This window comes from Natronogracilivirga saccharolytica, from assembly GCF_017921895.1.
GTDB lineage: Bacteria > Bacteroidota > Rhodothermia > Balneolales > Natronogracilivirgulaceae > Natronogracilivirga > Natronogracilivirga saccharolytica.
This window is the reverse complement of sequence record NZ_JAFIDN010000007.1, coordinates 160,277-176,472: the sequence shown is the minus strand read 5'-3', so window position 1 is coordinate 176,472 and position 16,196 is coordinate 160,277. Positions and strand designations below refer to the sequence as shown.

The following is a 16,196-nucleotide window of genomic DNA, read 5'->3' as shown; positions in this document are numbered from 1 at the left end:
ACTATATCACAAAGAATAACCAACAGAGAGGCCTGTCATGATCAGATTTACGGTTCAGTTTATCATTCTGCTGCTTTTTGTGCCCTCGTTTGCCGCCTCACAGGAAACGGTAAATGACACTACCGATCATCCACTGGATGGTTTTGAAGATTATCTGCGAACAGACGAGCTGGTTGTTTTCTGGCTTGAGGACGTATATGATCCGAATACCGCAACAACCGAGAGAAAACTGTTCTCTCAGATTGTCTACGGTGACAAAACTCCGGATATGGATCAGTTTTTATTTCAGGAGCATGAGACGCTTCCCGAAAGGAGAGTTCATCAGTACGATACGGAAGGTTTTGAGCCCCGGTTTTCTTTCGATGATTTCCACCGAAGCCATGTGGATGTCGTTACCGGAGACTTCAACGGCGATGATTATGAAACCTTTGTCGGCGGTTATGCCGGTGACGGAGCCATTCATTTTGTCATAAACGACCTGGATCCTGAGCGTCTTGAAGGTGATAATGTCGACAATTTTGATATGGACATTTCTGAATACAGCATTCAGACAGCTGCTGATGATTTTATCGGAGGCTTGTTCAGGATGTATGCGGAAGATCTTACACGCAACGGCCGGGACGAAATCATTCTTGCATACAGAAATGATTCGGATTATATCATCGAAATTTTCACTGTTACCGATGATCTTGAGCTCAGTCAGATAGCCGATTACAATATGGGGCCGTTTCCGGACGATTACAGCGCCTTCGACATTGCAGCGGGTAAAATGACCTTGAGCAACACCCGTGAGATCATTTTTTCCTACGCCGCCGACGGGTCATCATTTTCCAATGTCATCATTGAGACAAAAATTTTCTACACAGAACCGAATGGTGATCAGCTCACTCTGATACCGGGCGAAACCAGACAACTTTATGATGGATTTACAGTGACTTCTGACATTAATATATCCACTGTAATGGGTGATTTTACCGGAAATGTTGTCCAGGAAACAGCAGTGGGATTCAATATGCAGAAGGAAACGCAAGGTGCTCAGGAAGAGGACAATCTTTTTGTCAGGATACTTGACCTTGCGGATGAATCACTTGAAGTCTGGCCCGGTTTTGACTTCATGGTGAGCATGATCAACGAGCTTTCTGCCTTTTCCATGGCCAGCGGTGATATCGACGGCACCGGGCAGGATGAAATTGTGGTTATGAATGACGGCCGGGCTCTGATTCTCAAAGCTCCGGAACGGCCGGAAATAACCGATGACATAGAGGAAAATGACGAGGACGAAAACGGTAATGACATCCAAAGAGAAGTTGCCATTTTTGTTGATCAATCACTGGATTTCAGCGTTCCGCAACAAACGGCCAGTTATTCATCCCGGTACGTGACCGTGTCCGATGTCAATCAAAGAAGAGATCTTATCCGCACGGGTGACAGTGGATTCACCACAGAAATAATTGCTCTGGCAAGCGGTAATCCGGAATGGCTGAGTCAGGGCGACAGCTACAATTTCTGGATCGAGGCGTTTGGGATCGATGAACCCGGGCAGGATCAGCTAAGCTCGCTGTTTGATGATCAGTTCGAAGAACTTACGAAAGAGAGTGATGAAAAAGGCCGGTCCTATGCCATTGCCGGAGGGGATTTCACGCAGTCGCGCATCCGGTATGAAAATCCCAGACGTTCGCAGCTCACGGATATAAACCAGCCATGGATCATTCTCAAGGCGCCTCCTACTCATTTCGACAAAATCGGTGAAACCATTTACGATGTTAACAACTGCTTCGGGGATGATTGCGGCTTCCGTGCAACATTCACTTCTGTGGAAACTGAGGAGCGTTCGGTATCAACGTCCGTTGAAAGCGACTGGACCGTGGATGCATCCGTAGAGGGCGCGATGAATGTCATTTCCTTTGGCATGAGTGCCAAATATGGTGAACGTTTTGGCCATTCCGAGTTCAAAGCCGAACGGGAGACCTTTACCCAAAGCCGAACTGCCAGAGATACGGATCAGGTGTATGCCGCTATTACGACCTTCGATCTTTGGGAATATGACGTATATGACAGCGGTGAATTTGCAGGCACCGTTCTGGCAGTGTTCCCGACCGGCACGGCAAACACCTGGATGTCATCCGACAGCTTCTTTGCCTACCAATACCGTTCACTGTCAGAGGAAACCAATTTGTTGTCATATCCCAGAAATGATCACATTCTGGAATCAGATGACGATGACATCGACATATTACTTAAGGGACTTCGTGAAGATGATCCCAATTTCAGCATAGACGGAGGTTCCAGTTCCACATGGTCTCTGGAATTCAGTGATTTTGTAGAAGAAGAAGAATTTACGGAGTCCAATGTAGCCATTGGCGGCTCTCTTGGTTTTGAGCCGCTGGGACTCAGCCTCGGCGGAAGCTACAGCACATCAGAACTGCAGACAAACCGGATGTCGGTTGGTGAAGAAATCAAAATCGAAGTTGAACTGGGTTCCATAAGCTCACAATTTCCTACAGCACAGTATATCATTTATCCCTACGCCTACTGGCACAGAGACGGACCACTCGTAATTGACTATGCTGTACGTCTTGACAAGCAGCTTCTTGGCGGCCCCAGCAGCTTCTGGGATGAGAGATACGGCGACAAACCCGATCCTGCAATCAAACTGCCATGGAGACACCTCAGAGAAAAATCAGAGCTGCGTTCCAATGGCGGCGATGTAGAATTCGACGAGGATCTGCTCGAGCTGACCAAATCAATAAGCGTATTGCCCGAACGCATCAATTCAGGAGATACGGTAACGGTTGATGTGGATGTACACAACTTCAGTCTTGTGGAGCTTGAACAGGCCGTGGATGTCCATCTTTATCTTGGAAAGCCCGAGAGCGGTGAGCGCATCACATTCCTGGATGGAGATGACAAGCTGCAGACCGATCCGCTGATGCCGATCCGGGGGCAGCAAACTATCACCGCTCAGTTTGTAATGCCGGAAACCGTAACAGAGCCCCGGCTTTTTGCTGTTCTTGATCCTGACGATGCCATTGATGAAATCCATACCAGTAATAACAGAGGGTTTATCCCCCTTTCGACAACGGCAACTGTCGTGGGAGCTGATCCGGATGATTTGGCCGAAAATGTACCCTCCGAATTTCAACTCCATCAGAACTATCCCAACCCGTTCAATCCGGCCACTAACATCCGGTTTGATTTACCCGAAGAGACCCGCGTGGTCATTGATGTTTTCGATGTGCTGGGCCGGCGGGTCGCAACTCTGACGGATCAAGTTATGTCACAGGGAACTCATTCCGTGACGTTTGATGCCGACAATCTGACCAGCGGCGTATACCTGTACCGCATTCAGGCCGGAAGTTTCACCGAAACAAAAAAAATGATGCTGCTGAAATGAGGAAATTTTTCCAGATAGTAAATAGAGTTGCCCCCTGACCGGGCAAACATCACGGACTGAATAGCGTCACTTCATGAAATGTCCATGACCGGGCTGGCGCCCGGACAAACAGGCGTATGATTAAATACGGTCATGGCATTTCACTTCGTGACCTTCGGTTCATCTGACCATATGAATCAAAAATTATAAACACATGAAACGGCATACCTCTCTCCTGGGGCTATGCCGTTTTTGTTTTTCTGGGTACCTTTACCGGGAGAAGGTTCAGTATCCAGGTGTTCAGTAACAAGGTTTCATGTTCTATTCCGATGTACTTATTGCCGGAGCCGGGGCCGCAGGACTGACGGCCGCGATTTTTGCCGCGCAATCCGGTTCCGCTCCGGGTTCCGGGTTCGGCACACAAACAGGCAAAATTTGCGATGAAGACTCCGGTTCTCATCCTGAAATTACGCTGCTTGAACGGACAAACCAGCCCGGCCGCAAAATTTTGATGTCCGGAGGAACCCGCTGCAATGTCCTCCCTGTAGAGGCGACCAAAGATGATTTTATCACCGAATCTTCGCCGAATCGCCTGCGTAATGTCTTCAAATCATGGTCGGTTGAAGGCTGCCATGAGTGGTTTTCATCGGAAATCGGGCTTGATATGGCATGTGAGAAGGCATCCAACAAATGGTTTCCCAAAAGCAATTCTGCAAAGGAAGTACGGGATCTTCTGGTGAAACGCGCCCGGAAACTGGGGGTAACGATACGAACATCGTCGTCAGTCACGGACATCAGCCGGACCGGTGAGTACTGGAAGATAACCACCGCTTCCGGAGAAACGCACATAGCGCCAAAGGTAATTCTGGCCACCGGCGGAATGTCTATCCCGCGTACCGGAACGGATGGAACCGGCCACTCCATCATGCAGCAGCTGGGACATTCGCTGCATGAGCCGTATCCGGCGCTGACGCCACTCAAGGGACCGCATCCCGGACGGGAGCCCCTGCCCGGCGTATCGCTTGACGTTGACATTGTTCCTGAAGCCAGACAGTCAAGCACCTTCGGCTCGCGGCGCAGCGGTTTTCTTTTTACCCATGACGGATACAGCGGGCCGGCCGTGCTCGATGTGTCACATGTGGCAGTTAAGGCACTGGCTGATGATCCATCCGGATATAAGGCGGCCCTGCGTGTCAACTGGGCAGACAAGGGCGCGGACTGGTGGCGGGAACAGCTTCAGGGCAGCTTGACGACCAGCGGGCTTCTTGCAAAATACCTCCCCAGAAGACTTGCAGACAATCTGCTGGAAGAAGCCGGCCTTCAAAAGCTGAAAACCGCTCAGCTCACCAAAAAACAGCGCAATCTTATGATCAGCATGCTGACCGAATACAGGCTTGTTCCGACCGGGCATGCCGGATTCAGCAAAGCCGAAGTTACGGGAGGCGGTGTTCCAATCGATGAAATCAATCCGGCCACAATGGAGTCGCGGATCCTTCCCGGAATTTATCTCTGCGGTGAGATCCTTGATGTGTTCGGCAGAATCGGCGGCTTTAATTTTTACTGGGCATGGGTAAGCGGCCGGCTGGCCGGAAGATATGCGGTTACTTCCTGATATTTTTTTTCCCGTTTTACTGGTATTATTCTGGTATCTGCCCCATCAAACCCAACCAATTCCGTTATGACCATCAAACACTATTTCCACTTGCGGCCTGTCTTCATCCTTTTGCCGCTCATTCTGTTGCCGCTGCTTTCCACTCCCGGTAATACTTCAGCCCGCGACTCCGGCAATGTTATCATCGAAACCGAAGCCGGTGCGGTGTGGTTTTCACGGAACGATGTGCGCATTCCCAACGAAGGCGGCACCAAATTTGACATGATCGATCTCATTGGAAAAGACCCTTACGCCTATTTCAGGATCCGCATCGGCTATCACATTACCGACCGTCATTACATCCAGGGTCTTTTTGCTCCGCTCGAAGTCTCGGGAACCGATGAGCTGGAAAGGGACGTGTTCTTTAATGAAACCACCTTTGCGGGTGCGACTCCGACCAAAGGAACCTACCGGTTCAACACGTACCGTCTGACCTATCGCTATACATTCTACAGAACTTCTCCGTGGACACTTGGCGTTGGAGCGGCCGGACTTGTAAGAGATGCCAAAATCGAGCTTGAGCAAAGTGCAGACGATAATGACGGGGAACTATCCGATCGTGACACCGATCTGGGCTTTGTTCCGCTGATTCATTTCATGGCCAGAAGAGAACTATCAGACCGAATTTCAGTTACTCTGGATCTGGAAACGCTGGGAAGTCTGCAGGGCCGTGCAACGGATGTCTCTCTGATGCTGGATTACAGCCTGAGAGACCGCATTGTGCTTTCAGCCGGCTACCGGCTCCTGGAAGGCGGTGCGGATGTGGACGATGTTTATAATTTTTCCTGGATCAATTACGGTGCAGCCGGATTGACGATCCAACTCTGATGATTCCATATTCAGCAAATGGCTTCCGCAGCACGCATATTCAAATAATTACCACAAGACTTTTCGTATTTATTTTTTACGGATTATTGCATTTTATCAGATACTTTTTTATCAAGTTGTTAGACTGAATAATAAAGTAAAACGGTATACATTATTTATTATACAGGGATAACCTGCCCGTTTTTTATTTATTTGCTGTCTTTTATCTATTATTGACATTGTATACTGCTCAAAATATTAACCACCATGGCATCTCCGGACACCCTGAAAAAATCCGACCCGGTATCCGAACTGCATCCCGCACCGGATACTGTCTCACCCATTAATGATAAATTTGTGGAACTGCTGATGGACCGTTATCTCTATACAGATGACATCAGGTCCAATATCATCAGCGAAAATCTGCTTCCGAAAGGGGTACTGGCCCGTCTTGATGCAGCTTATCCTCAGTACTCGGGAATTCAGGAGTCCCGGGAGTTCATGTTCACCGGCAAGCATCACTATTCCGGACTTAAGGGCTTCCGCGAGATCGTGGCCATACTCGAAAAAAACGGTATCGATATCGGGCACATCGCCGAACGCGAGCTGTTCATTGATGTATACCGGTTTCTGGCCACCAAACATGTACTGAACAAGATCGACTGGAATGATTTTGAGAATGACTCCTTGTTTCAGCTGGTCATGCCCCAGCCCGGCATGATTGACTCCGGTGTGGTGAACGCCTATATCAACGCCGTGTCGGAAGAGGAAAAGGCACAGATCGTCCGGGAGCATCAGAAAAATACCAATCCGCATGACGGGAATCAGCTGCTGAACAAGCCCTGGTACCTGAACGATGCCGGCGAACCGGTAGTGCTCAAAGGCAGTCAGCACAAATATCCCCCCTGCCAGCTGATCTTTGACAAAACAACGCAAAGCTGCTTTGCTTTCTGCACTTATTGCTTCCGTCACGCGCAGGTTCGGGGTGATGAAGACATGTTTGCCCAGGACGACATCGGTGAGATACATGAGTATCTGAAACGGCACAAAGAGGTAACCGATGTGCTGATCACCGGAGGCGATGCCGGACATATTCCATTCGGGCGACTTGAAAAGTATATCACTCCGATTCTTGAAGATCCGGAGCTGCTGCATGTCAAGACACTGCGTCTGGGCTCGCGCGCTCTGACATTCCATCCCGAGATGATCCTTCAAAGCGACTATGACAAGTTTCTTGACCTGTTCCAGAAAATTTATGACCATGGCGTGCAGGTCGTCTGGATGGCTCACATATCCACACCCCGTGAAGTCATCAATCCGTCGGCCATCGCTGCCATCCGGCGCCTGAAATCCCGCGGGGTGACCATCCGCAGTCAGAGTCCGATCATGAACAACATCAGCCTGTTCAAGGATGAAGACGGGAAGGTGGATGTGGACCGTTCGGCGCAAAACTGGATCGATCTCGGAAATGTTCTGGGCATGCTGGGTGTCGGATTTCACTCGATGTACTGTGCACGTCCGACCGGAGAGCACCACTACTTCTCTGCGCCGCTTGCCGACATCCTGGAAATATTCAACAAGGTATACCGTGAGCTGCCATCGGTAAACCGGCCCTCCCGGTATATCACCATGACCTCATCGGCGGGCAAGGTTTCACTTATCGGTGCAACGAAGATCAACGGCCGGGATGCCTTTGTGCTGAAATTCAATGAAGCGAGAAATATGAAATGGATGGACGAAGTATTTTTTGCCGAGTATGACCGTGAAGAAAACACTATTGAAAACCTGAAGCCCTTCGACTCGGATACCTATTTTTACGAAGAAGAACTTGAGGAAATAGAGCGAACACTCGCCGAACAGCTGCAACGCGAGTTCCAAAAACAAAATTGATGATCAATAAAATTGTCTCTACCCCGGCTGAAGCAGTCAGCACAGTAAAAGACGGTTCTGTGGTAATGATCAGCGGCTTTGGTGAGGCCGGCAGTCCCATTGAACTGATACACGCCCTTATTGACCACGGTGCCCGGGACCTCACTGTAATCAGCAACAACACCGGCAGCGGCCATGTCGGACTCGCAGCCCTGATTGAAAACCGTCAGGTTGCCAAAATGATCTGCTCCTTTCCACGGACAGCCAATTCACGGGTATTTCCCGAGCTCTACAAAAACGGGGAAATAGAACTGGAGCTTGTCCCTCAGGGCACACTGGCCGAGAGGATCAGGGCCGGTGGCGCGGGCATCCCCGCCTTTTACACCCCTGCATCCGTGGATACACCTTTGGGTGAAGGCAAAGAAGAGCGGGTATTCGACGGGCAGAAATATGTTATGGAATATGCCCTGAGTGCCGATTACGCACTTGTCAAATGCCAGACTGCCGACCGCTACGGGAACCTTCTTTACAACAAAACAGCAAGAAATTTCGGGCCGGTCATGTGCACCGCTGCTGAAACATCCATAGTTCAAAGCCGGAACATCGTTCAGGCGGGTGATATTGACCCTGAAACCGTTGTCACCCCCGGCATTTTTGTTGACAGCGTGGTGGAAGTTGCCGATCCGGCCGATGAATCCAAACTTGTAGCCGAAGACAGGAGATATCCATGGTAAGCTCCGGAAGTACATCAATGAAAGAAAAAACAAGCCGCACACCATCCCGATGGGACGTGCCGGCCATGGCACAAAAAGTCGCGCTGGATATCCCGGACGGATCCTATGTCAATCTGGGAATAGGAATGCCGGAACTGGTCGCAGATTATGTCCCGGAGAACAGGGAAGTTATTTACCATACGGAGAACGGTTTACTGGGCATGGGTCCGGTTCCTGAACCCGGCAAAGAAGATCCGGAGCTGATCAACGCCGGGAAAAAATGCGTCACAGCCATTCCCGGTGCCTGCTATTTCCATCATGCCGACAGTTTCACCATGATCCGCGGAAGGCATATTGATATATGCGTGCTTGGTGCCCTGCAAATTTCCGAAGAAGGCGATCTTGCCAACTGGTCGACCGGCGAACCGGGTGCCATTCCGGCGGTTGGCGGTGCGATGGACCTGGTGGCCGGCACCAAAACCATCTACGTAATCAGCCGGCACAACACCAAGTCCGGCGACCCGAAAATCGTGTCATCATGCACCTATCCGCTTACAGGAAAAGCAGTGGTTGACCGGATCTACACCGATCTTGCCATCATCGATGTGACCGCTGACGGACTGTTTGTGCGGGAAATGCATCCCGAAATCACATTTGATTATCTTCAGCAGCAAACCGGTGCCAGGCTTCACCGCTGACAGCATCTGCCGATAACATACATGAAATCCGAAACTCGTATATAATACCACCCGAAACCAACCTCTCACTGAATATCATCTCAGTGTACTCATTATGGAAACCCCATCCAGCCGGTCAGACAAGGAAAAACGATCCGGAGATCGCATATACAAGGAAGCCTGCGATGTCATCGCCGGCGGTGTAAGCCGCAATACCGTTTTTCGCCGGCCTCACCCCTATTATGCTGCCAGCGCATCCGGCTGCTATGTGACCGACATCGAAGGTGTGTCCCGCATCGATTTTGCAAACAACATGGCCTCTCTGATTCACGGTCATGCCCATCCGGAAATCAACAAGGCTGTTACGGAACAGCTTCAGAGAGGAACGGCCTACACGATGGCAACAACGCCGGAGATAGCCTTTGCCCAGCTGCTCAACAAGCGCATACCGTCATTTGAAAAAATACGGTTTGTGAACTCCGGAACGGAAGCGGTCATGACCCTGATCAAAGCGGCCCGCGCTTATACCGGCAGGGAAAAAATCGCAAAAGCCGAAGGCGCTTATCATGGCAGCTACGACTATGCCGAGGTCAGTCAGACATCCAATCCGTCCAACTGGGGAGATCCGGACCAGCCCAACTCTGTTCCGGTGGCCAATGCCACGCCGCAATCCGTGCTGGACAATGTTGTCGTGTATCCCTACAACGACCTGGAAAGGACTCTCGCCATTCTGGACAATCATGCCGGTGACATTGCCTGTGTGCTTGTTGATCCGGTTCCGCACAGGGTCGGGCTGTTCCCCGGCACGCAGAAATTTATTGCCGGTTTGTACGACTGGACTCGTGAAAACGGCGCTTTGCTGGCTTTCGATGAGGTTGTGACCCTGCGCGTGAATTATGGCGGGGCCCAGGCAGACTATCCTGACAAACCGGATCTGACCGCAACCGGAAAAATCATAGGCGGCGGATTTCCGGTCGGAGCCGTAGCCGGCCGCTCGGATGTCATGCGTGTACTTGATCCGCGTGAGTCCAGGCTTTTGTTCCCGCATTCCGGAACATTTTCGGCAAATCCTGTTACGATGACGGCAGGCTATGCCGCCATGAGCTTGTTCGATGAGAAAGCGGTAGAGCGGATCAACGACCTGGCCGGAATGGCTGTCGGTCAAATCAACGAGGCTGTTTCTGTGGCTGACGTACCGGTTTCAGTGACCGGTGCGGGATCGATGTTCCGCATCCACCTGAAAGAAAGTTCGCCGGAGTCCTACCGTGAGGCCTATCAGCCGGCTGAAGAGACAGCGCTGATCAAGGAGCTACTGGATTATCTGTATATGCAGGAGCAGATCATGATGATCAACACCTGTACCTGCATGCTTTCCACCGCCATTACAGAGGATGAGATCGTGCGGCTGTCCGAAGCCATGCTCAACGGTTTCCGGCACATCAAACCGGGGCTGGACAAGTTGCATGACAAACAAGCTGCACCGAAGCATGCATAACCGGAACGGGAGCATCCCGCACCAATTCTGCCGAATCCCAAACGTATAAGATATGAGCGAAGCGTATATTTGTGATGCCATCCGGACACCCGTCGGCAAATACGGCGGCAGCCTGTCCTCTGTCCGGGCCGATGACCTGGCCGCCATACCCATCAGGGCCATCATGGACCGCAACCCGGGAATTGACCCGCATGATATCAGTGATGTGATTATGGGCTGTGCCAATCAGGCCGGTGAGGACAACCGGAATGTAGCCAGGATGGCGCTGCTGCTCGCAGGCCTGCCGGAAACCGTCTCCGGAGTCACAGTCAACCGTCTTTGCGGATCCGGAATGGAGGCTGTCGGCGCAGCGGCACGGGTGGTCAGATGCGGGGAGGCGGACCTCGTTGTGGCAGGCGGTGTGGAAAGCATGTCCCGGTCGCCATTTGTCGTCGGCAAAGCAGAAACTGCGTTTTCACGCTCAATGAGCATGCAGGATACCACGATCGGATGGCGCTTTGTAAACAAAAAGATGCAGGAGCTGTACGGGACTGAGTCGATGATGGAAACAGCTGAAAATATCGCGGATGAGCATGGCATCAGCCGGGAGGATCAGGATGCTTTTGCCCACTGGAGCCAGGTAAAAACGGCCGAAGCACAAAATGACGGCCTTCTGGCCGATGAAATTGTGCCGGTGATCATCCCCCGGCGCAAGGGTGACCCGGTGACCGTAAGCAGGGACGAGCATCCGCGGTTGTCTTCTCCGGAAAAGCTGGCATCGCTCAAACCGGTGGTTCATAAAAACGGGACCATAACGGCTGCCAACGCATCGGGTGTGAATGACGGTGCCGCCGCGCTGCTTGTTGCGTCGGAAAACGCTGTCCGGAAATACGGCCTGAAACCTGTCGCCCGCATTGCAGGTATGGCCACGGCGGGCGTGCTGCCGCGCATTATGGGAATGGGGCCGGTACCTGCCACAGAAAAGTTGTGCAGGAGGCTGGATATGAACCTGGCCCGGTTTGATATTATTGAACTGAATGAAGCTTTTGCGGCGCAGGCTCTGGGCTGTACGAGGGCCATGGGGCTTTCTGACAATGATGAGCGCATTAATCCCCGCGGCGGGGCGATCGCGCTCGGACATCCGTTAGGCATGAGCGGTGCCAGGCTGATCACCACCGCCTTCCATCAGCTTCAGACCGGAGATGCACGAAACGCACTGTGCACCATGTGCATAGGAGTCGGTCAGGGAATCAGCATGGCAATCGGGAAAGCTACTGGACAGGAATTTTAAGGAATCTGCCCGATTCGATTTGCTCATCCAGCTCTGCCTGGTTGATGATTGCTACCTGCTCGGCGGAAATATTCATCGGCAGCTCGTCCGGCAGGAAGTCCTCAAACCGGCCGTCCCTGTCGGCGCGACTGACTTGCAGTGTAACCGGGCGGACATCGAGTATATCCCGGTCCGTCAGTTCATCAAATGATTCAGGAACTGCTGTAAAAGCAGATTCGTACTCCTCAAAGGAGCCCACCGGTGTGTAGTTGATAAAGCGGTAAATACGGTCGTCATATTCAACTGCCCAGATCAATGCACGTAAATCCTCCTGATCCTGCTCAATGGTTGCATCTGCCTTATAGGCTGTATATCGTCCGCTGCTACGGGTTTCCGAGCTGCTGTTCACAGAGATCCCCTCCTGCGCCGTGACACCTTCCACCGACTCCCGCGCAGATTCCGACTCTCCGTCAATCCGGAATATCATCACCGCGTTTTCGGATGAACTGACCAGGATTACCTGCTGTCGCTCATTGATAAGCCGCCATCTGTCGGGAACGGAAAACTGAAAAGCCAGCTCCGGATGGACGAACCGGTCATTGTCCAAAAATCCTTCCCGCGGGTTTTCACCGAAAATCATTCCGTCAAGCAGTTCCATGTATTGCTCTTCATTTTTTTCGGTTTGTTCATACCCTTTTTCAGCCCATTCACGGGCAAGCTCCGGAATCGTTTTCTCCCTTTCGCCGGGATCGGGGTGACTTGAAAGGAAAGAAGGAATGGAGTGTCCGGCTTCTTCGGAAATACGTTTCAGGCTTGTAAAAAATGCGGCGCCCTCACCGGCGGCATACCCTGCCTTGGCTGCGTACTCCACTCCAAGCCGGTCGGATTCCCGCTCGGCATCCCGACCGTAACTGAGAAAAATAAGCTGTGCGGCCTGGCTGCTCATGTTGAGAATACTTTCGCCGGGCAGTCCCAGAAATTCCTGACCAAGTACGGCCCCGCCAATGATGGCAATTTGTCCCAGCGACTGCCGCATCGCCCTTTGAGAGGCATGCCGGGCGGCAACGTGGCCGATTTCGTGACCGACGACCACGGCCAGCTGCGCTTCATTGTTGAGATGTGCCAGCAACCCCCTGGTTACATAGACATATCCGCCGGGCAGGGCAAATGCGTTAACGACAGGACTGTCCAGAACCCGGAAATAGAACTCGGTTTCGCGAAACTGCCGGTCGGTGTCCTCTCGTCTCATGTGGCTGACTTCAAGCAGTTTGTGACCGAGTTTGTCCACAAATTCGGTTGTATTGTGGTCATCGAACAACCCGTACTGGGCAGTAAACTCCTTGTCGACTTCCTGTCCGATCTGTACTTCCTGATTCCAGGAGTAGGCCATGAGCCGTTTATTTCCGGAAACCGGATTTCGCTGAATAGTACACCCGCCTGCGAGCAGGATAATAGTCAAAAAAACTATGGAATTTCGTATTATTCGGATCATAGGGAGTTGCCTGTCGTTATGGTTTACCATAATATACGCTTTCTGAAATCTTGCCGGAAGTTGATGATTCATATAATTTAACAGCTTTGCCGATTCCAGGCCGGAGTCAGACGCAATTATTCTTCACCATGTCATCCAACTAAAGTCATCATGCTGAAAAAGTTCTTTACGCCTCAGAAAATTGCCGTCATTGGTGCATCAGGAGATCCCAACAAACTTGGATACGATGTTATCAATAATCTTTTGCGATTCGAGTTTCCGGGATCGATTCACCCGGTGAGCAAATCGTACAATGAGATTCTTGGAGTGACCTGTCACGTATCCATCGAAGATCTGCCGGATGACATTGATCTGGCACTGGTTATCATTCCGGCAAAGGCGGTTCCCGGTGTAGTGGAGAAGTGCGGGGAAAAAGGTATCCGGAATATCATCGTCATGAGCGGCGGTTTCAGTGAGACGGGTGAACAGGGCCGGATGCTGGAAGAAAAGCTGAAAGAGACGGCACAAAGGCTGGGCGTCCGCGTTATCGGGCCGAACTGTATCGGTGTGATCGATACGCACACTCCGCTCAACACCACCTTCATCATCGGCATGCCCGAAAAAGGGGAAATCGGATTCATTTCGCAATCCGGGGCTCTTGTGGTTGCCGTGATAGACTGGGCAGCCGGATCCGGGATCGGGTTTTCACGAATGGCAAGTCTGGGCAACCAGATGGACATCACCGAAACCGACATGATTGATGAGATCGGTCAGCACCGGGAAACAAAAGTTATCACCGCTTACGCCGAAGGGATCACGGACGGACGTAAGTTCCTGCAAAAAGCCACCGAAATTTCACTCAGCAAACCGTTCATGATTCTGAAGGGCGGACAAAGCGACAAGGGTGCACTTGCCGTGTCATCGCATACCGGCGCTTTGTCCGGAAGCAATGATGCCTACAACGCGGCATTCCGCAAAGCGGGTATCCTGAAGGCAGAAAACATGGAGGTGATGTTTGATTCGGCCCGTGCTCTTGCCTGGCAGCCGCTGCCGAAAGGCAACCGGGTGGCCGTACTTACCAACGCGGGCGGGCTCGCCATTCTGACTGTGGACGCCATCGAAAAGAACGGGATGGAGATTGCACCGCTGACGGAGGAGACGAAATCCTTTCTGAAGACGAGGCTGCCTGCGGCTGCAAGTGTCAACAATCCGGTGGATGTTCTGGCAGGATCGGGTCCGGCTGTGTACGGGCTTGCCCTTGATGCCCTGCTTGCTGACGAAACGGTCGATGCCGTTGTGGTCATCCAGGTCCCGCAGGACTGGTTTCTTCCGTCCGGACTGGCGGAAGTGGTTGCTGAAACATCGAAACTGCACCGGAAGCCGGTACTCACTTCCATTATGGGCAAGGAATCATCCAAAGAGGCGCTGGAAATTCTGAACAAGCGGCGTATTCCGAATGTGCCGTTCCCTGAAAGAACAGCTGCCATTCTGCAGTACATGGTTGAGCGGAAGGATTGGCTGGACCTCATTAATGAAGAGCAGGTAACTGCCTTTGATGATATGACGGAAACACCTCAAAAGCCCTCCGGCGCAGACGAACTTGCCGCATCGCAACAGTGGGAGGCTCTGGCCGGAGCCTACGATATTCCGCTTCCCGAACAGGACAAAGCGTCTGATGCTGACGAGGCAGTCGGCCTCTCAGAGAAAATCGGTTATCCGGTTGTCATGAAAATGATTTCGGAAAAGTTCACGCATAAATCGGATGTCGGCGGGATTAAAATGGGGCTGAATAATGAAGATGATGTCCGTAATGCCTGGAATGAGATAACCGCAGCAGCTTCGGATGCCGGTGCGGAATTGCAGGGTGTTCTAATTCAGAAGATGCTGACAGGCGGACAGGAAGTGATTATCGGCATCAAGCAGGATCCGCAATTTGGTCCGCTGATTGTTTTCGGGACCGGCGGTACTGAAGTTGAGCTGTACAAGGATATTGAAACAGCAATTGCACCTCTGAACGAAGGTGAAGCCCGGCGTCTGATCGCTTCTACCATAGCCGGAAGAAAGCTGAAAGGCTGGAGAAATCTTCCTCCGGCGGACATGGATGCCGTGGTGGATATTCTGATCAAAATGGGGAACCTGGCAGCCGGTCATCCGGAAATTCAGGAGATGGAGATGAATCCGCTCTATGTTTTAGAGCAAGGCAAGGGAACTTACGCCATTGACATCAGAGGGGCACTCCGGTCTAGTTGATCTGCTTGACCAGCCCGTCGTATCCCTGCTCCCGGAGCAATGCGAGGTCTTCCCTGGCACTTTGAATGCTGTAATAGGTGCCGTGATAGACCATGTACCTGCCGCGCTGAAACATATCAACGTACTCGACCCGCGCTTCACCGCCGACATCTTCTGCAAAACGCTCGGCGTACATCGGACCGCTGTATTCCGCCAGCTGAATGGTGAACAACTCCTGCTCCAGGTCATCCGGAATGTCGCCGCCTGCTTCTACCAGCTCCAGTCTGACTCTGGCCGTACCCGAATCAAGCATATCTATTTCCTGTGCAGCAGCCCGGGAAAGGTCGATGATCCGGTCGCCGACATATGGGCCGCGGTCGTTGATTCGGACCTTTACCGATTTTTCATTTTCCGTATTTACTACCCGGACTACCGTGTCAAACGGAAGGGTGCGATGGGCGGCTGTAGTATCGTTTTCATTATAAATTTCACCGTTTGAAGTACGCCTTCCATGAAAACCAGGGCCGTACCAGCTGGCGACGCCTTCCTGAAGCACCTCCGGCACCTCCTCCCGGTCCGCCTCCGGAAACGCGCATGATGACACCATCCACGCAGTAAGCAACACCACTGCGAACACAACCGAATAACCCAGTTTATTTATC

Annotated in this window: 10 protein-coding genes and 1 pseudogene; 9 read left to right on the top strand and 2 right to left on the bottom strand. The window is 51.8% G+C overall.

Annotated features, from left to right (window positions below):
• The first annotated feature begins 37 nt into the window (after positions 1 to 37).
• The 8 genes from NATSA_RS10205 (at position 38) to pcaF (ending at position 11,855) form a co-directional block, all read left to right on the top strand.
• The gene (locus NATSA_RS10205) at positions 38 to 3,394 is read left to right on the top strand and encodes a T9SS type A sorting domain-containing protein (RefSeq protein WP_210512280.1); all 3,357 of its coding nucleotides are present in this window, start codon (positions 38 to 40) and stop codon (positions 3,392 to 3,394) included.
• 295 nt (positions 3,395 to 3,689) lie between these two features.
• On the top strand, positions 3,690 to 4,985 hold the full coding sequence (locus NATSA_RS10200; RefSeq protein ID WP_210512278.1) for a BaiN/RdsA family NAD(P)/FAD-dependent oxidoreductase: 1,296 nt from the start codon (positions 3,690 to 3,692) through the stop codon (positions 4,983 to 4,985).
• 66 nt (positions 4,986 to 5,051) lie between these two features.
• Entirely contained in the window at positions 5,052 to 5,852 is an 801-nt protein-coding gene (locus tag NATSA_RS10195; RefSeq protein WP_210512276.1) for a hypothetical protein, read from the top strand.
• A 246-nt stretch (positions 5,853 to 6,098) separates the two neighbouring features.
• Positions 6,099 to 7,721 (top strand): hypothetical protein, encoded by a 1,623-nt coding sequence (locus tag NATSA_RS10190; RefSeq protein WP_210512274.1) that lies wholly within the window; start codon positions 6,099 to 6,101, stop codon positions 7,719 to 7,721.
• Entirely contained in the window at positions 7,721 to 8,434 is a 714-nt protein-coding gene (locus NATSA_RS10185) for a 3-oxoacid CoA-transferase subunit A (RefSeq protein ID WP_210512272.1), read from the top strand. Before NATSA_RS10190 ends, NATSA_RS10185 begins: the two co-directional genes overlap by 1 nt.
• A gap of 17 nt (positions 8,435 to 8,451) precedes the next feature.
• Positions 8,452 to 9,111: a 3-oxoacid CoA-transferase subunit B gene (locus tag NATSA_RS10180; RefSeq protein WP_246481785.1), complete on the top strand. Its 660-nt coding sequence runs from the start codon at positions 8,452 to 8,454 to the stop codon at positions 9,109 to 9,111.
• 94 nt (positions 9,112 to 9,205) lie between these two features.
• Positions 9,206 to 10,585 carry an aspartate aminotransferase family protein gene (locus NATSA_RS10175; protein WP_210512270.1) on the top strand — a complete coding sequence of 460 codons (1,380 nt, stop codon included), beginning with the start codon at positions 9,206 to 9,208 and terminating at the stop codon, positions 10,583 to 10,585.
• Positions 10,586 to 10,637: 52 nt separating this feature from the next.
• The gene (gene pcaF, locus NATSA_RS10170; RefSeq protein WP_210512269.1) at positions 10,638 to 11,855 is read left to right on the top strand and encodes a 3-oxoadipyl-CoA thiolase; all 1,218 of its coding nucleotides are present in this window, start codon (positions 10,638 to 10,640) and stop codon (positions 11,853 to 11,855) included.
• On the opposite strand, the gene NATSA_RS10165 is transcribed toward pcaF, so the two are convergent.
• Positions 11,836 to 13,293, bottom strand: a complete 1,458-nt coding sequence (locus tag NATSA_RS10165) for a M48 family metalloprotease (RefSeq protein WP_246481784.1) — start codon at positions 13,291 to 13,293, stop codon at positions 11,836 to 11,838. The genes pcaF and NATSA_RS10165 overlap by 20 nt on opposite strands.
• Before the next feature lie 183 nt (positions 13,294 to 13,476).
• Here NATSA_RS10165 and NATSA_RS10160 point away from each other — a divergent pair, with 183 nt between their 5' ends.
• Positions 13,477 to 15,555 carry an acetate--CoA ligase family protein gene (locus NATSA_RS10160; protein WP_210512265.1) on the top strand — a complete coding sequence of 693 codons (2,079 nt, stop codon included), beginning with the start codon at positions 13,477 to 13,479 and terminating at the stop codon, positions 15,553 to 15,555.
• A gap of 241 nt (positions 15,556 to 15,796) precedes the next feature.
• On the opposite strand, the pseudogene NATSA_RS15780 reads toward NATSA_RS10160, so the two are convergent.
• Positions 15,797 to 16,081, bottom strand: a pseudogene (locus tag NATSA_RS15780) (septal ring lytic transglycosylase RlpA family protein); the annotation flags it as partial.
• Positions 16,082 to 16,196: the final 115 nt, after the last annotated feature.